Genomic DNA, 18,721 nt, shown 5'->3' on the forward strand with positions numbered 1-18,721 from the left:
CCGGATTTCACTTTCCGGCAGGTCACAGGCTAAAGTTCTTCTTGTTCGCAGCGCGGAGCGCGAAGAACACGAGGGGCTATAGCTCAGTTGGTAGAGCGCCTGCATGGCATGCAGGAGGTCAGGAGTTCAATTCTCCTTAGCTCCACAGTCACCGAATCCCGTCCCCAGCAGGGGGCGGGATTCGTCGTTCCGTCACCCCGTCACTCCTTCGCCGCGTGCAGGAGCTCGATCCTGCGGCGGCTCTCCTCGTCGCTCGGCGTGTACGTCACGATGCGGCACTCCGGCATCCCGTTCACCGAGAGGGAGACCGAGGTCAGCCGCATCTCGCCCACCAGATCGTGCCGGAAGGTCTTCACCCTCGTCCCCGGGGGCACCACGTCACCGCTGCGCCAGAGCCGGGCGAACTCCGGGCTGGCCTCCGCGAGACGCCGTACGAACTCCTCCCACTCGGGCTCGCCCACATGACGGCCGTACGCGCCCCGCAGCTGGGCCACCATCAGCGGCAGCTCCCGCTTCCGGTCGACCACAGGGCACTTGGGCCCCGGGACGCTGAAGAGCGCCCAGAGCACGTTGCGTATGCCGAACGGGCCGGTGTCCATGCCCTGTCGGTCCTGTATCAGGAGCCGCTCGTACAGGACGTTGGTCGCGAGCACGTCGTACCGCGCGTTGTACAGCACCGCCGGGAGCGGATCGAGGGCGTCGAGGATCCCCTGGATCTCCGGGCTGACCTCCGGGACGTCCGAGGCGGACCGGTCCGGGGCGTACGGCACTTCGGCGAGGTGGTACAGGTGCTCGCGCTCCGGCCGGTCGAGCCGCAGGGTGCGGGCCACGGCGTCGAGGACCTGCGCCGAGGCGTTGATCGGCCGGCCCTGCTCCAGCCACGTGTACCAGGTGACGCCGACGCCGGAGAGCTGGGCGACCTCCTCGCGGCGCAGCCCCGGTGTGCGCCGGCGGAGCCCCGGCGGCATGCCGACGTCCTCGGGGGTCACCCTGGCCCGGCGGCTGCGCAGGAACGCGGCCAGTTCCGGTCGTCGTCGTCGCTGCGCCGGCAGTGCTGCCACAATCGTCACACCCCCATGGTCGAGTCCCCGTGCCGCCGCTGCCAGGTGGTGTCAGTACCAGCATCGGCGGGCTCTCGTTACCCGTATCCGATCGCGGTCACGCTCGACGCATGACCTCGACCACGACACGTCCCGTACTCAGTAAAGACGGTGCCACCGACAACCGGCCGGGGCTGCTGCTCGGCGTGGTGCTCGCCGCCCAGTTCATGGCACTCCTGGACGTCTTCATCGTCAACGTCGCCGCCCCCACCCTCAGGGCCGACCTCTCCGCGTCCGGAGGCGCTCTCCAGCTCGTCATCGCCGGATACACCATCTCCTACGCGGTGTTGCTGATCACCGGGGCCCGCCTCGGCGACCTGATCGGCCACCGCCGCGCGTACCTCCTCGGCCTCGCCCTGTTCACGGCCGCCTCGCTCGCGTGCGGACTCGCCGCGGCATCCGGCCAGTTGATCGCCTTTCGGCTGGTGCAGGGCGCGGGCTCCGCGCTGATGATCCCTCAGGTGCTGAGCCTCATCCAGCGCACCTTCACGGGCGAGCGACGGGTCCGGGCCCTCAGCGCCTACTCCGCGGTCCTGGCCACCGGCGCGGCCGCCGGGCAGGTCGTCGGCGGCGTCCTGGTCAGCGCCGACCTCTTCGGCACCGGCTGGCGGCCGGTCTTCCTGGTCAACGTGCCCATCGGGATCGCCCTGCTCGCCCTCGGCACCCGGGTGCTGCCCCGTGACGCCCACACCGGTCCCACGCGTGCGCGTGCCCTCGATCTGCCGGGTCTGCTGCTGCTCGGCGCCGCCGTTTCCCTGCTGACCGTCCCCCTGGTCCTCGGGCAGGAGCAGGACTGGCCGCTGTGGTCCTGGCTCTCCCTGGGCGGCTCGCTGGTGCTCGCCGCGGTGTTCGGCGCGTACGAGTCACGGCTCGCCCGGCGCGGCGGAGCACCGCTGATCGCCCCGCGCGTCCTGCGCATCCAGGGGGTGGGGCGGGCCGTCCTGTCGATCTCGGTGGCGATGGGCGTCAACGCCGGCTTCCTGTTCACCCTCACCCTGCACCTGCAGGGCGGGCTCGGCCACAGCGCCCTGCGCGCCGGCCTCACCTTCGGGCCCGCCGCCGTCGTGTTCGGGGCCGTCGGCCTGACCTGGCGGCGCTGGCCGGCCCGGCTGCACCGCGCGCTGGTCCCCGCCGGATTCCTGCTCGCGGCCGCGGCGTCCCTCGCCCTCGGCGGGCTGCTCGGGGACGGCGGCAGCGGCGGCTGGGGTCTCTACCCGGCCTTCGGCGCCTTCGGCGCGGGAATCGCGATGGCCTTCAGCCCGGCCCTGACCGGCGCCCTTGCCACCGTACGACCCGAGGACGCGGCCGATGCCAGCGGACTGCTCGCCACCGTCACGCAGCTCGGCCAGCTCGTCGGCGTGGCCACGTTCGGCACCCTCTTCCTCGGCCGGTACGGGGGTTCCGGAGCACAGGACTCCGCCGACGCCCTGTGGGCGACCGCCCTGGCCCTGGCCGCGGCCTCCGTCGTGGGCGCCGTCGCGGGACTGCCGCGACGATCACGCTGACCCTCTTGCGGGGCCATGGCAGAATCGGACGGCCGGAGGGGGTACGAGGATCCGGACGGGAGGGTGACCCAAGTGCTCGGCGACAACGGCAGGGTGTCCTATGGGTGCACGGCCTGCGGCCACAGCTGGAGCTGATTGATGGGTGCACACAGGCGGAAGTGCGACTGGTGCGGCAGCGGTACGCCCATCGTGCGCGACATGGACCCCGTCAACCCTGGGTTCCAGTACTGGTGCGAGGAGTGCGCGCGGGCGCTGATCATAAAAGGCGACCCCATCGAGACCTATCGCGAGCTCGAGGGGGAGCCGATCTACGGCCGGCTCCTCGACGAGCACTGCACCCTCAAGCGGTTCTACTCCTTCGCGACGGCCTGACGTCCCTCGCCGCGGCCCGACGCCCGCAGCGTCAGCGCGTACCCGACGAACAGTGCCGTCGCCGTCAGCGGATAGATCGCCGACAGCAGCATCTGCCCCGCGTTCTGGTCCAGTTCGGGGCGGCCCGGGTCGTGCGGGACCCACCACAGGGCGAACGAGGCGAAGGCCAGCGCCACCGCCCCCGTCACCGGCCACGCGCGCGTGGCGCGGTCCGCGAGCAGGATCAGCAGCGGCACGCACCAGACCCAGTGGTGGGACCACGAGATCGGGCTGATCATCAGCGCCGTGAACGCGCAGACGACCACGGCCACCGCCTTGTCGCCGCGCACCGCAGCCCGTACCGCGAGCACCATCGCCGCACCGCCCAGGACGGCCGCGGTCACCGCCCACCACATGCCCGGGTCGTCCGTGTGCATCAGCCGGGCCAGGACCCCGCGGATCGACTGGTTGGCGGTCTCCTCGGCGAAGCCGACCCGGCCGGTCTCGAACAGGGTCTCCGTCCAGAACCGCTTCGAGTCCGCGGGCAGGGCGAGCGCCACGGCCAGCGTCGTCCCCAGGAACACCCCGGTCGCCGTCAGCGCCGTGCGCATCCACTGGTTCATGCCCCGGTCCCTGCGCCACAGGAGCAGGCCCGCGGCGAGCAGCAGGACCACGAAGAGTCCCGGTGTGAGCTTCACCGCGGTCGCCAGGCCGATGCCCAGGCCGGCCCAGCGGCTGCCCTCGCGGCGGGTGAGGTCCCAGAGCACCGCCACCGCTATGAGCAGGTTGATCTGGCCGTACCGCAGGGTCGTCCACACCGGCTCGCACCAGACCACGACGGCGGCGACCCACAGCGTCGTGCGCCACAGGTCGGTCCGGGACAGCGAGGGGCGGATCAGCTGGAGGGACAGCTGCACCAGGGCGACCACCAGGAGCAGGTTCCCCGCCGTGGTCAGGGTCCGCATCAGCGGGACGCTCACCAGGGTGAGCGGGACGAAGAGCAGGGCCGCGAAGGGCGGGTAGGTCATGCCGAGGTTCGCCGAGGTCGCGCGCATCGCGTACAGGTCGCCGCCGGCCCTGACCGTCTCGCCCTCGGCCCGGTAGACCATCACGTCGAGCATGTTCACGTGGGCGAGGCGTTGCGCCACCCAGAAGGCGACGAACGAGAGCAGACAGACCGCCGCGGCGGTGGCCAGGGGCCACGACCGGGCGCGGGTTCGGGAGAGCACGGAGACGGACACAGTCGGCGACCCTACCCGGGGCCCCGCACGGGGCGGAGAAACCGATTTGGCGATCTGCCGGGCGGGCCGTTACTGTTCTGTCCGTCGCCGCGAGCGAGAGTGAAGCGGGGACGACAAATCAAGGGGCTATAGCTCAGTTGGTAGAGCGCCTGCATGGCATGCAGGAGGTCAGGAGTTCAATTCTCCTTAGCTCCACAGAACGGAAGTGAGCCATCCGTATCGGATGGCTCGCGCCGGTTCTGCGGTAATCTGAATAATTCCCGCACGCGGGGCTATAGCTCAGTTGGTAGAGCGCCTGCATGGCATGCAGGAGGTCAGGAGTTCAATTCTCCTTAGCTCCACAGAAGAGAAGCGGGCCACTCGGATCGAGTGGCCCGCTTCTTCGTGTCCGGTTCCCCGGCGCCGCTCCGTGGAACGCCGGTGCGGCCCGCTCGGGCCCTGCGGTACCCTGGCGCCATGCGTGCCGTACGCCTCCTGCTTACCGAGCCGCGCTGACCAGTCCCGACGGGTGACAGACATCCGTCGGAGTCGGCGCGGCATCCCCTCCTGTGCGAGGGGATTTTTCATTTCGGGCAGTTCGTGGCAGTGGGCAGAGACGATCGATGGAGCATCAAGGACCATGACCGAGATCACGACGGCCGCCGAGACGGCGGCCCCTCATCGCTACACGGCGGCCATGGCCGCCGACATCGAGGCACGCTGGCAGGACTTCTGGGACGCCGAGGGAACCTACGAGGCGCCGAACCCCACCGGTGACCTGGCGGGCGACCCCGCGGTCGCCGCCCTGCCCAAGAAGTTCATCATGGACATGTTCCCGTACCCCTCGGGTGCGGGCCTGCACGTCGGCCACCCGCTCGGCTACATCGCCACGGACGTCTTCGCCCGCCACGCGCGCATGACCGGCCACAACGTGCTGCACACCCTGGGCTTCGACGCCTTCGGACTGCCGGCCGAGCAGTACGCCGTGCAGACGGGCACCCACCCGCGTGTGTCCACCGAGGCCAACATGGAGAACATGAAGGTCCAGCTGCGCCGGCTGGGCCTGGGCCACGACAAGCGCCGGTCGTTCGCCACGATCGACCCGGACTACTACAAGTGGACCCAGTGGATCTTCCTGCAGATCTTCAACTCCTGGTACGACGACGAGGCCAAGAAGGCCCGGCCGATCGCCGAGCTGATCGAGCAGTTCGAGAACGGCACGCGTGAGGTCCCCGGCGCGCGCGCGTGGAGCGAGCTGAGCGCCGCCGAGCGCTCCGACGTCCTGGGCGAGTACCGCCTGGCGTACGCCTCCGACGCGCCCGTCAACTGGTGCCCCGGCCTGGGCACCGTCCTGGCCAACGAGGAGGTCACCGCCGACGGCCGCTCCGAGCGCGGCAACTTCCCCGTCTTCAAGGCGAAGCTGCGCCAGTGGAACATGCGGATCACCGCCTACGCGGACCGCCTGCTGGACGACCTGGACGCGCTGGACTGGCCCGAGGCCATCAAGCTGCAGCAGCGGAACTGGATCGGCCGCTCCGAGGGCGCCCGCGTCGACTTCCAGGTCGGCGACACCGGTGCCATCACCGTCTTCACCACCCGCCAGGACACCCTGTTCGGCGCCACCTACATGGTCCTGGCGCCCGAGCACGACCTGGTCGAGAAGATCGTCCCGGCCGCCTGGCCCGAGGGCACCCACGAGGTGTGGACCGGCGGGCACGCCACCCCCTCCGAGGCCGTCGACGCCTACCGCAAGCAGGCCGCCTCCAAGTCCGACGTCGAGCGCCAGGCCGAGGCCAAGGACAAGACCGGCGTCTTCACCGGCGCGTACGCGACCAACCCGGTCAGCGGCGCTCAGGTCCCGGTCTTCATCGCCGACTACGTCCTGATGGGCTACGGCACCGGCGCGATCATGGCCGTCCCCGCGCACGACAGCCGCGACTTCGCCTTCGCGCGCGCCTTCGAGCTGCCGATGCGCTGCGTCGTGGAGCCCGGCGACGACCGCGGCACCGACCCCTCCACCTGGGACGACGCCTTCTCCTCGTACGAGGCGAAGCTCGTCAACTCGGCGAACGACGAGATCTCCCTGGACGGCCTGGGCGTCGTCGACGCCAAGGCGAAGATCACCGCCTGGCTGTCCGACCGCGGCATCGGCGAGGGCACCGTCAACTTCCGGCTGCGCGACTGGCTGTTCAGCCGCCAGCGCTACTGGGGCGAGCCCTTCCCGATCGTCTACGACGAGGACGGCGTCGCCCACTCGCTGCCCGAGTCGATGCTGCCCCTGGAGCTGCCGGAGGTCGAGGACTACTCGCCGCGCACCTTCGACCCCGACGACGCGGACACCCAGCCGGAGACCCCGCTGTCCCGCAACGAGGACTGGGTCAACGTCACCCTGGACCTGGGCGACGGGCGCGGTCCGCAGCGCTACCGGCGCGAGACCAACACCATGCCCAACTGGGCCGGCTCCTGCTGGTACGAGCTGCGCTACCTGGACCCGCACAACGCCGAGAAGCTGGTCGACCCCGCCGTCGAGCAGTACTGGATGGGCCCCCGCGAGGGCATGCCGACCGGTGGCGTCGACCTGTACGTCGGCGGCGCCGAGCACGCCGTGCTGCACCTGCTGTACGCGCGCTTCTGGTCCAAGATGCTGTTCGACCTGGGCCACATCTCCTCGGCCGAGCCGTTCCACAAGCTGTACAACCAGGGCATGATCCAGGCCTTCGTCTACCGGGACGCCCGCGGCATCGCCGTGCCGGCGGCCGAGGTCGAGGAGCGGGACGGCGGCTTCTGGTACCAGGGCGAGAAGGTCAGCCGCGTCCTGGGCAAGATGGGCAAGTCCCTGAAGAACGCGGTCACGCCGGACGAGATCTGCTCCGAGTACGGCGCCGACACCCTGCGCCTGTACGAGATGGCGATGGGCCCGCTGGACGTCTCCCGCCCCTGGGACACGCGCGCGGTGGTCGGCCAGTACCGGCTGCTGCAGCGGCTGTGGCGCAACATCGTCGACGAGGCGACCGGTGAGGTCACCGTCGTCGACACCGCGCCCGACGAGGACACGCTGCGCGCCCTGCACAAGGCGATCGACGGCGTCTCGCAGGACATGGCCGCGATGCGCTTCAACACCGCCATCGCCAAGATCACCGAGCTGAACAACCACCTGACCAAGTCCGGTGGCGCGATCTCCCGGCCGGTCGCCGAGCAGCTGGTGCTGCTGGTCGCCCCGCTGGCCCCGCACATCGCCGAGGAGCTGTGGCGCAAGCTGGGCCACACCGACTCGGTCGTCCACCAGGACTTCCCGGTGGCCGACCCGGCGTACGTCGTCGACGAGACCGTGACCTGCGTCGTGCAGATCAAGGGCAAGGTCAAGGCCCGCCTGGAGGTCTCCCCGTCGATCACGGACGCGGAGCTGGAGACGCTGGCGCTGGCCGAGCCGCACGTGGTCGCGGCGCTGGGTGACGCGCAGATCCGCAAGGTGATCGTGCGCGCCCCGAAGCTGGTCAACATCGTCGCCGGCTGACATCGGCCCTTCCCCTAGGGGGAGCGTGGGGGCAGGTTGAGGGTTCGAGGGGAACCGTCAACCTGCCCCTTCCGTTTACCGTGGAAGAACCACAACCGAGGTCGGAGGGGCGCCCATGGAAGCCACGATTATCACGATCATGGCGCTGCTCTTCTTGTCCTTCGTGGCTCTCGGGGTGTTCGTCACCGTGAAGGTCGCGAAGGCCGCCAAGCGCGGCGTCGACCGCACCCTCGACCAAGCCAGGCGCACGGTCGAGGACACCACGCTGCGGGCCAAGAGCTTCGGCCAGGCCGGGGTCGCCGGCGAACTGGCCCGGCTGCGGCTCTCGCTGCGCACCTCCATGCGCGCCACTCAGGAGGCGCTGCACGCGGGGGTCGCCGAGGACGCCTCGCTCAAGGAGTCGCTCGACCTGTTCCACCGGCTCAGCGCGCACGGGATCGAACTGGACGCGGACCTCAAGCGACTGGAGCATGAGCCCGACCGGGTGTGGGTGGCGGGCCAGCTGCGCGAACTCGCCGCGCGGACCGAAAAGATCACGGGCTCGGCCGACGCGCTGCGGCGCGCCGCCCGGGACCGGGCGCTGAAGTTCGCGGAGGACGACCTTTCGGCGCTCAGCGCGCAGATCGACGTCGAGGCAGGCGCCCTGCGTCACTGGACGAGTCCGGACAGTGCGACGGGGATCGCCGACCCCGGGACGAGGGCGGGAGCCACGTCGGGGACGGCCCGGACGGCCGGGCCCGGGGCGGGAGCGGGAGAGCCGTCCGCGATCACCGCGCCGGATCCCCGGCGGACCGCCTACCCCTGGGAGAAGTCGGCCCGCCCGGAGACCACCACCTGACGGAACGGCCCACGGCGAGGCCTTACGGGGAGCGGCCCGTGGCGAAGCCCGACGGGGAGCGGCCCGTGGCGAGGCCGGCCGGGAGCGGCCTCTCGGTGTCGCGAGGGGGCGCGGAGGCGTGCCCGGTGGGGGCCGCGGAGCCCTGAGGGGGCAGGGCCTCTCGGCGTCCCGAAGGGGCCGCGGATGGTTTCCGGTGTGGGGTCGGCACGGCCCCTCGGCGCCCCGACGGGGTGCGGACGAGCCTCCGGTGGGGGGCCGGGCTGCCGTGCGACAGTCTCGGCGGGTAACCTCCCGCTCATGTCCCGGCATGTCGCGATCGTCACCGATTCAACGGCCTACCTGCCACGCCAGACGAGGGAGCGGCACGCCATCACCACGGTCCCGCTGACCGTCGTCATCGGCGACCGCGCCCTCGAGGAGGGCACCGAGATCTCGGCGAAGGCCCTCGCCGAGGCCCTGCAGAAGCGCCGGCCCGTCACCACCTCGCGACCGAGCCCCGAGGTCTTCGCCGAGGCCTATCGTGAGGCCGCCGCGGCGGGCGCGAAGGGCCTCGTCTCGCTCCATCTCTCCGCCGAGGTCTCCGGGACCTACGACGCCGCCGTGCTCGCCGCCAAGGACGCCCCCCTGCCCGTACGGGTGGTCGACACCCGCATGGTCGGCATGGCGCTGGGCTTCTGCGCCCTCGCGGCGGCGGAGGTCGCGGAGGCCGGCGGCTCCCTCGACGAGGCGGTCGCGGCGGCCGAGAAGCGCGCCGCGGGCACCTCCGCCTTCTTCTACGTCGACACCCTCGACTATCTGCGCAGGGGCGGCCGCATCGGAGCCGCGCAGGCACTGCTCGGCTCCGCGCTCGCCGTGAAGCCGCTGCTCGAACTCGACGGCGGGCGGATCGAGCTGCGGGAGAAGGTGCGAACGGCCTCGAAGGCGATCGCGCGCCTGGAGGAGATCGCCGTGGAGCGGGCCGGCTCGGGCCCCGTCGACATCGCCGTGCACCACCTCTCCGCACCGGAGCGTGCCGACGCCCTCGCCGACCGGCTCGGCGAGCGGGTACCGGGAATCGAGGAACTCCACGTCAGCGAGGTGGGTGCGGTCATCGGTGCCCACACCGGCCCCGGGCTTCTCGCGGTCGTGGTCTCGCCGCGCTGACCCTTCGCCCCAGCGGGCTGACCCCAGCGGTCCCCCGTAAGGGTGAGCGAGTTTTCCACAACGGAGCGCCTGTCCACGGAAGACGACTGAGCTCCGCACGGGCCTGCCGTGATCTCTACCGTCACGGACATGACTCTTCGTACACGTATCTCATCGACCGCCTCCAGGACCTCGGCCAGGGCGGGTGCGCCGACGAGCGGGCCGGGTCGGGCGCCCGGTTCGGACGGGCGCGGTCGATCCGGAGGGCGCGGCTCGCCCGCGGGACGGGCCCGGAGGCGCGCCCCGGTGGGCCGGACCCCGGCAGTGGCGGGGGACACCGTACGGGGGCGCGGAGACGCCCTGTTCCCGACGGCGACGCCGCCGGCGCCGGTTGCGGCACCGCCTCCGGTGCGGGCGCCGGAAGTCCCGGCTGTGCCGGAGACCTGGGAGGTCCCGGTCGTCCGGGAGGTGCCGGAGGCGCCGGAGCGGGGTTCCCCGCCAGGGGTACGGGAGCGGTTGGCCGCGGTGCTCCGTGACCGGGCTCCGGTGTGGGTGCAGACCAGGTGCGGGCTGGAGCCGAGGGCGCTGGCCGCGCTGACGGTGGTCCTGCTGGTGGCGGCGGGTCTCGCGGGCGGGTACTTCTGGACCGGGCGGCCGGAGCCGGTGCGCGCTCCCGAACTCGTCCGTGCCGCCGCCCCCGTGGCCGCCGTGTCCGTGCCCCCACCGACGGCCGGTTCGGGAACGGGGCCGGTTCCGGGATCGAGCTCGGTGCCGCAGGCCGGGGCGCCGGTCGTCGTCGACATCGGGGGGAAGGTGCGCAGGCCCGGGGTGCTGACCCTGCCGGCCGGCTCGCGGGTGGCGGACGCCCTGCGGGCCGCGGGTGGGGCGGAGCCCGGCGCGGATCTCACCGGGATCAACCGGGCCCGTGTCCTGTTCGACGGCGAGCAGGTCCTGGTCGGTGTGCCGGGGAACCCGGTCGGCGGTCCAGGGCCGGGTGCCGGTGGCAGCGGCCGTGCCGGTGGCGGTGCCCCGGGGGCTCCGCTGAGTCTCAACACGGCCACGGCGGAGCAGCTCGACGGCCTCCCGGGTGTGGGACCCGTGCTCGCCCAGCACATCGTCGACCACAGGACGGAGCACGGCGGCTTCCGGTCGGTCGGGGAGCTGAGGGAGGTCAACGGCATCGGCGAGCGCCGGTTCGCCGATCTCGAACCGCTGGTCCGGCCATGAAGCGAGACGAGGTGACCGGCGAGGAAGCCGGTGTGCCCGGCTCGGCTCGGCGGGAGGAGCCGGCCGATCTCCGGCTCGTTCCCCTCGCCCTGGCGGCCTGGGCGGCGGCGGCCTGCGCCGTGGGCACCACCGGGTGGTGGACGGTGGCCGGGGTCACGGTCTGCCTGGTGGGGGCGCTGGTCCTGTTGGTACGGCGGCCGGTTCGGGGGCGCGACGGCCCGGATGACGGTCCTGGCGGCGCCGTTCCAGGGGCCACGCCGGCGTGGCGGTTACGGGCGACCGCGTGGGCCGGGGTGTTGCTCTGCGCCGCGGCCGGGGCCACGTCGGCGGGGTTGCACGCGGCGGACCTGCGGCGCGGGCCCGTGCCCGAACTGGCGCGGGAGTACGCCCGGGTGTGGGTGGAGGTGGCGGTGACCTCCGATGCACGGCTCACCAGGCCCAGGGTCCGGGGCAACGCGATGGCGCCGGTCTCGATCGTCCTGGACGGCGAGGTGACCCGGATCGAGCGGGCGGACGGCTCGGCCCACCGGACGCGGGCGCCGGTCCTGCTGATCGTGCCGTCGGGGAAGGGACGGGAGGAATGGCTGCGCCTCCTGCCCTCGACGCGGCTGCGGGTCGGCGCCCGGCTCGCGCCGCCGCTGCGTCCAGGCGAGCCCTTCGCGGCGGTGCTCAAGGTCGACGGGGCCGGGCCACCGCGAGTCGTCGGGCAGCCGAGCGCGCTGCAACGGACGGCGGGTGAGCTGCGGGCCGGGTTGCGCAGGGCGACCGAGGGGCTCGATCCGGACGCCAGGGCCCTGCTGCCCGGACTGGTCGTCGGGGACACCTCCCGGATCGGACCCGAGCTGCGGGAAGCGTTCGAGGCGACCGATCTCACCCATCTCCTGGCCGTCTCCGGGAGCAACCTCACGGTCGTGTTGCTGCTGCTCATCGGTCGGCCCGGGCGGGCGCACCAGGTGGAGCGGGGCGGGCTCGCGCCACGGATCGGGCTGTCGCTGCGGTTCACGGCACTGGCCGGGGGAGGGCTGACGCTGGCCTTCGTGATCGTCTGCCGTCCGGATCCGAGCGTGCTGCGTGCCGCGGCCTGCGGGCTCGTCGCCCTGCTGGCGATCGGGACCGGTCGCCGGAGATCGCTCCTCCCCGCGCTGGCGGCGGTCGTCCTCGTCCTGGTGCTCTACGACCCCTGGCTCGCGAGGAGTTACGGCTTCCTGCTGTCCGTCCTGGCGACCGGGGCGCTGCTGACGATCGCCCCGCGCTGGAGCGAGGCGCTGCGGCGGCGCGGGGTGCCGGGCCGGCCGGCCGAGGCGCTGGGCGCGGCCCTGGCGGCGCAGGCGGTGTGCGCGCCGGTCGTGGTGGTCTTCGCGGCGCGGGTGAGTCTGGTCGCCGTCCCGGCGAACCTCTTCGCCGAACTCGCGGTGGCGCCGGCGACGGTGTGCGGGTTCGCCACGCTCGCGGTCGCGGCGGTCTGGATGCCGGCCGCGGAGGTGCTCGCGTGGGTGGCGGGATGGCCGGCGGGGTGGCTGGCGCGGGTGGCCCGTACGGGCGCGGCGCTGCCGGGGGCCGAGCTGGCCTGGCCCGGCGGGTGGTGGGGCGGCCTCGCGCTGGCGCTCCTCACGGCCCTGGTGGTCCTCGGGGCGCGCAGGCTGCCGTCCCGGAGGGTGGTCGGCGTGATCGTCGCCGGGGTGCTGCTGCTCGTGGTGGTGCGTCCGGTGCCGCTGGCCCGGTGGGTGACCGGGTGGCCGCCGCCGGGCTGGGTGTTCGCGATGTGCCAGGTGGGGCAGGGGGATGCGACGGTGCTGGCGGCGGGCGGGGACTCCGCCGTCGTGGTGGACGCCGGTCCCGATCCCGTACCGGTGGATCGCTGCCTGCGTGAACTCGGGGTGCGGCGGGTGCCGTTGCTGGTGCTCACGCATTTCCACGCGGACCATGTGGCCGGACTTCCCGGCGTGTTGCGGGGGAGGTCGGTGGGGGCCATCCAGACCACGGGGCTCGAAGAGCCGCCCGCCCAGGCCGCGTTCGTGCGGCGGACGGCGGCGGCCGCCGGGGTGCCGCTGATCCGTGCGGCGCCGGGGGAGCGGCGAAGGGTCGGGGTCCTGGAGTGGCGGGTGCTCTGGCCGTGGACAGGCGATTCCCGGGAGCCCGTGGTGGGCGGGGAGTCCGGGGACGCCATGGGGGCCGCGGGTGCCGGTGAGTCCGCGGCGGCCGTGCGGGGCGGGGAGCCCGCGGCGGCCGGCGAGTCCGTGGGGGCTGGAAGAAACGGGGGGTTCGGAGGGGCCGTGGGGTTCGGGGGGTTTGGGGGTGGGCCCAATGACGCCAGTGTGACGTTGCTCGTCCGTGCGGCCGGAGGGCTGAGTCTGCTGCTCCTGGGGGACCTCGAACCGCCGGCCCAGCGGGCGTTGGTGCGGCTTCATCCGGGGCTGGGGCCGGTGGATGTGCTCAAGGTGGCCCATCACGGTTCCGCGCACCAGGATCCGAGCCTGATGCGTCTGGTGCGGCCGAGGCTCGCGCTGGTGTCGGCGGGGAGCGACAACCCGTACGGACACCCGGCGCCCAGGACCCTGGAGGCGCTGCGGGCGGGCGGGGCGCGCGTGCTGCGGACCGATCGGGACGGGGCCGTCGCGGTGGTGGGGGCGGGGCGTGGGCTTCTGGCGGTACCGGGAGGAGGGTGAGGCGGCGCCGAGGGGCGTGCTCGTGGCGCCGAGCGTGCATGTGGAGAAGTGCTTGTAAAGGAATCTTTCTATAGATACCTTTTCATCATGCCGGAGATCAGCGCACCGCAGCCCGGGGCCGAAGAGCCCCGCAGTGTCCGACTCACCGACCCGCGTGCCCTGCGGGCCTACGCCCATCCGCTGCGGATGACGCTGGTGGGGCTGCTGCGCAGCAGCGGACCGTTCACCGCCACCCGGGCCGCCGAGCTGACGGGCGAATCCGTGGCCAGCTGCTCGTACCACCTGCGGATACTCGCCAAGTACGGGCTGGTGGAGGAGGCGCCCGGCGGACGGGGGCGCGAGAAGCCCTGGCGGGCCACGGCCCGTTACACCGAATGGCCGGACCACAGCGAGGACGCGGCGGTCGCCGACGCGGCCGACGCGCTCAGCGCCGCCGTCGTCGAGCGCTACTTCGAGCGGGTCACCCGGGCCATCGAGAACCGGCACCGGTTGTCGAAGGAGTGGCGGGAGGCCGAGCAGTTCGGCGACACCCTGCTCCACCTCACCCCCGAGGAGCTGGCCGACCTCGGAGAGCGGATCGACGCACTGCTCCGGCCCTACGAGGCACGTGGGTCCGACCCGGCCCTCCGGCCCGAGGGCGCCCGGCCCGTCAGCATCCTGCGGATCGCCCACCTGGACCAGGACATCCCCGACAGCGAAGAGGAGTGACCGAGATGGCTCTCGTGGACCGCATACCGGCGCTGCTGCGCGAGCGGACCTTCCGCCGCTACTGGACCGGGCAGACCGTCTCCCTCGCCGGGGACCAGATCTCCCTCATCGCGATCCCGCTCGCGGCCGTCCTGGTCCTCGGCGCCGACGCCGCGGCGATGGGCCTGCTCAAGACCGCGGAACTCCTGCCCGCCCTCCTGCTCAACCTGCCGATCGGCGCCTGGGCCGACCGGCAGGTCAGCCGCAGGCGCGCCATGATCGCGGCCGATCTCGGGCGGGCGGCGCTGGTCCTGAGCCTCCCCGTCGCGTACGCGCTGGACGCACTGACGCTCGGCCAGCTGTACGCGGTCGCCTTCGGGATCGGCGCGCTCACCGTGCTCTTCGAGGTGTGCAACGTGACGCTGTTCGTCGCGCTCGTCCCCACCGAGCGGTATGTCCAGGCGAACGCGCTGATCAACGGCAGCCGTTCGATGGCCTGGCTCGCGGGGCCCGGTGTCGGGGGCCTGCTCGTGCAGTTCCTCACCGCGCCGTTCGCCCTGGTCGCGGACGCCCTCACCTACCTGGTCTCGGCCGGGTACCTGACCCGGGTCAGGCCGGTCGAACCGCCGCCGGCGCCCGTTACCAAGGGTCACTTCACCGAGGGTCTGCGCTGGGTGGTCCGGGAGCGGTCGATGCGCGCGCTCTTCGCCGCCTCCGGCACGGTCCAGTTCTTCAACCTCATGTTCCACACCCTCTTCGTGCTCTACGCGACCACCGAACTCGGCATCGGTGCGGGGCTGCTCGGCCTCGTCCTCGCCGCCGGAGCCGTGGGCGGTCTCCTCGGGGCGGCGTGGAGCGGAGCGATCGTCCGGCGGATCGGCGTCGGCAGCTCGATCGTCGCCGGCTTCCTCGGATTCACCCTGCCGCTGCTCCTGATACCCCTGGCGAGCGGACCGACTCCGCTGGTGGTGGGCGTGCTGTTCGTCGCGGAGTTCCTCTCCTGCGTCGGGGTGATGATGGTGGACATCGCCGTGGGCTCGTTCCAGATGGCGGTGATACCGGACGCCGTACGGGCCAGGGTCATGGGTGCCTTCCGCACGCTCAACCACGGTTTCCGTCCGCTCGGCGCGCTCGTCGGCGGTCTGCTCGGCACCGCCGTCGGTCTGCGCCCCACGCTGTGGATCGCCACCGCCGGAGCCGTCCTCGCGGTGCTCTGGCTGCTGCCCTCGCCGGTGCCCAGGATGCGTGAACTGCCCGTGAAGGAAGGGGAATCCGTGCCCGTCGGATAGAGAAGTCGAGTGAGATGTGGATCATCGACGGGCAGACTGCCGGTATGACCACACATGAACCCGTCACCATCGACGACTATCTCCGCCGCATCGGGGCGGAGCGGCCGGCGGTCGCGGACGCCGCCGCGCTGCGCGAGCTGCATCTGCGCCACCTGCGCACCGTGCCCTTCGAGAACCTCTCGATCCACCTCGGTGAGCCCGTCGTCCTGGAGGAGAAGGCGCTGCTCGACAAGGTGGTGGGCGCCCGGAGGGGCGGGTTCTGCTACGAGATCAACACGGCGTTCGCCGTGCTGCTGCGGGGGCTCGGGTACGAGGTCGCGCTGCTCCAGGCGCGGGTGATCGGACCGGACGGGAAGCCGGGCATCCCGTACGACCACATGGCGCTGCTCGTGGAGACGGCGGAGGGGGAGTGGTGGCTGGCCGACGTCGGGTTCGGCGACCACAGCCACCATCCACTGGCCTTCGACGCGCGCGACGACCAGGTCGACCCGGGCGGGGTCTTCCGGATCGTGGAGGCGGCGGACGGCGATCTGGACGTGCTGCGGGACGGGAAGCCGAAGTACCGGCTGGAGCGGCGGCCGCGGGAGCTCGCCGACTTCACGGCGGGCGCCTGGTACCACCAGACCTCGCCCGACTCGCACTTTCCGCGGTCCCTCATCTGCTCCCGGCTCACCGAGGACGGCCGGATCACGCTCAGTGCTCCGAAGCTGATCACCCGCACGGGCGGCGAGCGCGAGGAGCGGATCCTCGACGGCGAGGACGAGGTGAGGAGCGCGTACCGGGAGCTGTTCGGCATCGAGCTCGACGTGCTGCCGGCCGTACGAAGCGGAATCTTTAATTCGGACCCTCGGTAACACTTGCCGCCACTCGCCCCGTTTGCCTCGAACGCCTCAACGGTGATCGAATGCAACTTCGTTGCATAGTGAACGAGTCGCACGGGGGTGCGTGAAGAATGTTCGATCGTCTCTTCGGGAAGCGTGCGGCGGGAGCCGCGCGCGGCGGCCCGCTCGCCGGCCTCGCCGTCCCCTCCTCGGCGGGCGTGCTCAGCTGCCGGGTGCTCGACCCCGTGTACGAACCCGTCCGCCAGGCCGAGTTCGTCGTCAGCGACACGGCGGGCCGCAAGGTCCTGGGCGGCGAGACCGACCCGTACGGCACGGTCCTCGCGACCGTACCGGCGGGCGAGTACCGGGTCGCCGTCACCTCCGAGGGCTACACGCCCTACCGCGGCAGCGCCGTCGTGACCGAGGGCGAGCACCAGGGCCTCGGGGACGTCCTGCTCCAGGTGGCACCCCAGCCGCAGCTCCCGGAACCGGGCGACTGGGAGATCGACCCCCTGCACTCGCAGATCGGCTTCACCGCGCGCCACATCGGCCTCGCCCGGATCCACGGACGGTTCAACAGCTTCGCGGGCGCGGTGCGGATCGCCGAGCGCATGGAGCAGTCCGCGATGCACGTCGTCATCGACGCGGCCTCCATCGACACCGGGGTGCAGATGCGCGACGACCATCTGCGCTCCGGCGACTTCCTCGACGTCGGCGCCTACCCGACGCTGGAGTTCTTCAGCGAGCGCTTCGTCCACCGGGGCGGCAGCCGCTGGGCCGTCACCGGCGCCCTCACCCTCCACGGCGTGAGCCGCACGGTGACCCTCGACACCCAGTACCTCGGCCTCGGGAACGGTCTGGAGGGCGAGACCCGGGGCGCCTGCCGCGCCACCACCGAGCTGCACCGCGAGGACTTCACCCTCACCTGGCAGACGCTCCTCGCGCGGGGGATCGCGGCGGTCGGGTCCAGCATCAGCATCGACCTCGACGTCCAGATCGTCCCGAAGACGGGCCGTTCCTGAGGTCCCCCTAGGGGGCCTCCAGCCACCCCTCGTACTCGGCGGCCAGCGCGTCGAGGGCGGCCGGGTCGAGGCGGGCGTCCGGGTCCTCCACGACCACCAGCCACTGCGCGTCCTCGGCGTCGTCCTCCCCGGCCAGGGCGTCCCGTACGAGCTGCGGTTCCTCGGCCACGCCGAAACGGTCGGGGAGCTCGCCGGCGAGCTCCTCGGCGGCGTCGCGGTCGGGGAGTACCAGTACGTGTCGTTCACTCACCCCGCCATTCTCGTCCCCTTCGCGGGCGGTGCTGTCAGTGGCCCGTGGGATGCTGGATCGCGATGGCCACCAGAAAGACTTCCCCCGACGACCTCCTCGGCCCCCTGACGCTCGCCGTGGGGCAGGAGGACCTGCTCCTCGACCGAGCCGTCCAGGAGGTGGTGGCGGCCGCGCGGGCCGCCGACGCCGACACGGACGTGCGGGACCTCACCCCCGACCAGCTCCAGCCCGGGTCGTTGGCCGAGCTCACCAGCCCCTCGCTGTTCGCCGAGCGCAAGGTGCTGGTCGTGCGGAACGCGCAGGACCTGTCCGCCGACACGGTCAAGGACGTCAAGGCGTACCTGGCCGATCCGGTCGAGGACATCTCGCTCGTCCTGCTCCACGCCGGCGGCGCCAAGGGCAAGGGTCTCCTCGACGCGGCGCGCAAGGCGGGGGCCCGGGAGGTCGCCTGCCCCAAGACGACGAAGCCGGCGGAACGGCTGACGTTCGTACGGCAGGAGTTCCGGGCGCTGGGGCGGTCGGCCACGGCCGAGGCCTGCCAGGCGCTCGTGGACTCGATCGGCAGTGATCTGCGGGAGCTCGCCTCCGCGGTCTCGCAGCTCACCGCCGACGTGGACGGGACGATCGACGAGGCGGTCGTCGGGCGGTACTACACGGGCCGCGCCGAGGCCTCCTCCTTCAACGTCGCGGACCGCGCCGTCGAGGGGCGGGCGGCGGAGGCCCTGGAGGCCCTGCGCTGGTCGCTCTCGACCGGGGTCGCGCCCGTGCTCATCACCAGTGCGCTGGCCCAGGGGGTCCGGGCGATCGGCAAGCTCTCCTCCGCCCGGGGCGGACGGCCCGCCGACCTCGCCCGGGAGCTGGGCATGCCGCCCTGGAAGATCGACCGCGTGCGCCAGCAGATGCGGGGCTGGACCCCGGACGGCGTGGCCCTGGCCCTGCGGGCCGTCGCGGAGGCGGACGCGGGGGTGAAGGGCGGGGGCGACGACCCGGAGTACGCCCTGGAGAAGGCGGTGGTCGCGGTGGCGCGGGCGGCGAGGATGCGGCGCGGCTGACGTGCGCGGGGCCTCGCGGGGCGGTTCGTCGTAGGGCGGGTCCCGGTGGTGCGGCCC

The 18,721-nt window shown here is 72.5% G+C and carries 15 protein-coding genes and 3 tRNA genes; 15 read left to right on the plus strand and 3 right to left on the minus strand.

Going from position 1 to position 18,721, the window contains the following annotated elements:
* The first annotated feature begins 72 nt into the window (after window positions 1–72).
* Window positions 73–145: transfer RNA gene (locus ABT041_RS12420), tRNA-Ala, on the plus strand.
* A 55-nt stretch (window positions 146–200) separates the two neighbouring features.
* On the opposite strand, the gene ABT041_RS12425 is transcribed toward ABT041_RS12420, so the two are convergent.
* Window positions 201–1,070: a helix-turn-helix transcriptional regulator gene (locus ABT041_RS12425; protein ID WP_351183033.1), complete on the minus strand. Its 870-nt coding sequence runs from the start codon at window positions 1,068–1,070 to the stop codon at window positions 201–203.
* 101 nt (window positions 1,071–1,171) lie between these two features.
* Between ABT041_RS12425 and ABT041_RS12430 the strand changes: the two genes are divergently transcribed.
* The gene (locus ABT041_RS12430; protein WP_502976453.1) at window positions 1,172–2,605 is read left to right on the plus strand and encodes an MFS transporter; all 1,434 of its coding nucleotides are present in this window, start codon (window positions 1,172–1,174) and stop codon (window positions 2,603–2,605) included.
* A 138-nt stretch (window positions 2,606–2,743) separates the two neighbouring features.
* The gene (locus tag ABT041_RS12435; RefSeq protein WP_015033559.1) at window positions 2,744–2,977 is read left to right on the plus strand and encodes a hypothetical protein; all 234 of its coding nucleotides are present in this window, start codon (window positions 2,744–2,746) and stop codon (window positions 2,975–2,977) included.
* On the opposite strand, the gene ABT041_RS12440 is transcribed toward ABT041_RS12435, so the two are convergent.
* Window positions 2,956–4,197 (minus strand): glycosyltransferase 87 family protein, encoded by a 1,242-nt coding sequence (locus tag ABT041_RS12440; protein ID WP_351183035.1) that lies wholly within the window; start codon window positions 4,195–4,197, stop codon window positions 2,956–2,958. The genes ABT041_RS12435 and ABT041_RS12440 overlap by 22 nt on opposite strands.
* A gap of 122 nt (window positions 4,198–4,319) precedes the next feature.
* Between ABT041_RS12440 and ABT041_RS12445 the strand changes: the two genes are divergently transcribed.
* The 11 genes from ABT041_RS12445 (at window position 4,320) to ABT041_RS12495 (ending at window position 17,362) form a co-directional block, all read left to right on the plus strand.
* Window positions 4,320–4,392, plus strand: a tRNA-Ala gene (locus tag ABT041_RS12445).
* A gap of 73 nt (window positions 4,393–4,465) precedes the next feature.
* A tRNA-Ala gene (locus ABT041_RS12450) sits at window positions 4,466–4,538 on the plus strand.
* A gap of 278 nt (window positions 4,539–4,816) precedes the next feature.
* The gene (gene leuS / locus ABT041_RS12455) at window positions 4,817–7,690 is read left to right on the plus strand and encodes a leucine--tRNA ligase (protein WP_351183037.1); all 2,874 of its coding nucleotides are present in this window, start codon (window positions 4,817–4,819) and stop codon (window positions 7,688–7,690) included.
* Between the two features lie 115 nt (window positions 7,691–7,805).
* Entirely contained in the window at window positions 7,806–8,528 is a 723-nt protein-coding gene (locus tag ABT041_RS12460; RefSeq protein WP_351183039.1) for a hypothetical protein, read from the plus strand.
* Between the two features lie 297 nt (window positions 8,529–8,825).
* Window positions 8,826–9,671: a DegV family protein gene (locus tag ABT041_RS12465; protein WP_351183041.1), complete on the plus strand. Its 846-nt coding sequence runs from the start codon at window positions 8,826–8,828 to the stop codon at window positions 9,669–9,671.
* Between the two features lie 411 nt (window positions 9,672–10,082).
* Complete coding sequence (locus ABT041_RS12470) at window positions 10,083–10,877, plus strand: ComEA family DNA-binding protein (RefSeq protein WP_351183043.1); 795 nt, start codon at window positions 10,083–10,085, stop codon at window positions 10,875–10,877.
* Window positions 10,874–13,543, plus strand: a complete 2,670-nt coding sequence (locus ABT041_RS12475; RefSeq protein ID WP_351183045.1) for a ComEC/Rec2 family competence protein — start codon at window positions 10,874–10,876, stop codon at window positions 13,541–13,543. The genes ABT041_RS12470 and ABT041_RS12475 overlap by 4 nt, the downstream gene beginning before the upstream one ends.
* An 87-nt stretch (window positions 13,544–13,630) precedes the next feature.
* Window positions 13,631–14,251 carry a winged helix-turn-helix domain-containing protein gene (locus ABT041_RS12480; RefSeq protein ID WP_351183047.1) on the plus strand — a complete coding sequence of 207 codons (621 nt, stop codon included), beginning with the start codon at window positions 13,631–13,633 and terminating at the stop codon, window positions 14,249–14,251.
* Complete coding sequence (locus tag ABT041_RS12485) at window positions 14,248–15,519, plus strand: MFS transporter (protein WP_502976454.1); 1,272 nt, start codon at window positions 14,248–14,250, stop codon at window positions 15,517–15,519. The genes ABT041_RS12480 and ABT041_RS12485 overlap by 4 nt, the downstream gene beginning before the upstream one ends.
* Window positions 15,520–15,563: 44 nt before the next feature.
* On the plus strand, window positions 15,564–16,373 hold the full coding sequence (locus ABT041_RS12490; RefSeq protein ID WP_351183051.1) for an arylamine N-acetyltransferase family protein: 810 nt from the start codon (window positions 15,564–15,566) through the stop codon (window positions 16,371–16,373).
* 98 nt (window positions 16,374–16,471) lie between these two features.
* Window positions 16,472–17,362 carry a YceI family protein gene (locus tag ABT041_RS12495; protein ID WP_351183053.1) on the plus strand — a complete coding sequence of 297 codons (891 nt, stop codon included), beginning with the start codon at window positions 16,472–16,474 and terminating at the stop codon, window positions 17,360–17,362.
* Window positions 17,363–17,369: 7 nt separating this feature from the next.
* Here the strand turns inward: ABT041_RS12495 and ABT041_RS12500 are convergent, their stop codons facing one another.
* Window positions 17,370–17,612, minus strand: a complete 243-nt coding sequence (locus ABT041_RS12500) for a hypothetical protein (RefSeq protein ID WP_351183055.1) — start codon at window positions 17,610–17,612, stop codon at window positions 17,370–17,372.
* 62 nt (window positions 17,613–17,674) lie between these two features.
* Here ABT041_RS12500 and holA point away from each other — a divergent pair, with 62 nt between their 5' ends.
* Window positions 17,675–18,664 (plus strand): DNA polymerase III subunit delta, encoded by a 990-nt coding sequence (holA, locus tag ABT041_RS12505; RefSeq protein ID WP_351183057.1) that lies wholly within the window; start codon window positions 17,675–17,677, stop codon window positions 18,662–18,664.
* Window positions 18,665–18,721: the final 57 nt, after the last annotated feature.

The organism is Streptomyces sp. NPDC002825, from assembly GCF_040295385.1.
Classification (GTDB): domain Bacteria; phylum Actinomycetota; class Actinomycetes; order Streptomycetales; family Streptomycetaceae; genus Streptomyces.

What these genes read in the sequence shown, in the direction of transcription:
- ABT041_RS12430 (WP_502976453.1), top strand. Translation starts at nt 1,172, where the DNA reads ATGACCTCGACCACGACACGTCCCGTACTCAGTAAAGACGGTGCCACC.
- ABT041_RS12475 (WP_351183045.1), top strand. Translation starts at nt 10,874, where the DNA reads ATGAAGCGAGACGAGGTGACCGGCGAGGAAGCCGGTGTGCCCGGCTCG.
- ABT041_RS12490 (WP_351183051.1), top strand. Translation starts at nt 15,564, where the DNA reads ATGACCACACATGAACCCGTCACCATCGACGACTATCTCCGCCGCATC.
- ABT041_RS12480 (WP_351183047.1), top strand. Translation starts at nt 13,631, where the DNA reads ATGCCGGAGATCAGCGCACCGCAGCCCGGGGCCGAAGAGCCCCGCAGT.
- ABT041_RS12435 (WP_015033559.1), top strand. Translation starts at nt 2,744, where the DNA reads ATGGGTGCACACAGGCGGAAGTGCGACTGGTGCGGCAGCGGTACGCCC.
- holA (WP_351183057.1), top strand. Translation starts at nt 17,675, where the DNA reads ATGGCCACCAGAAAGACTTCCCCCGACGACCTCCTCGGCCCCCTGACG.
- ABT041_RS12495 (WP_351183053.1), top strand. Translation starts at nt 16,472, where the DNA reads ATGTTCGATCGTCTCTTCGGGAAGCGTGCGGCGGGAGCCGCGCGCGGC.
- leuS (WP_351183037.1), top strand. Translation starts at nt 4,817, where the DNA reads ATGACCGAGATCACGACGGCCGCCGAGACGGCGGCCCCTCATCGCTAC.
- ABT041_RS12460 (WP_351183039.1), top strand. Translation starts at nt 7,806, where the DNA reads ATGGAAGCCACGATTATCACGATCATGGCGCTGCTCTTCTTGTCCTTC.
- ABT041_RS12465 (WP_351183041.1), top strand. Translation starts at nt 8,826, where the DNA reads ATGTCCCGGCATGTCGCGATCGTCACCGATTCAACGGCCTACCTGCCA.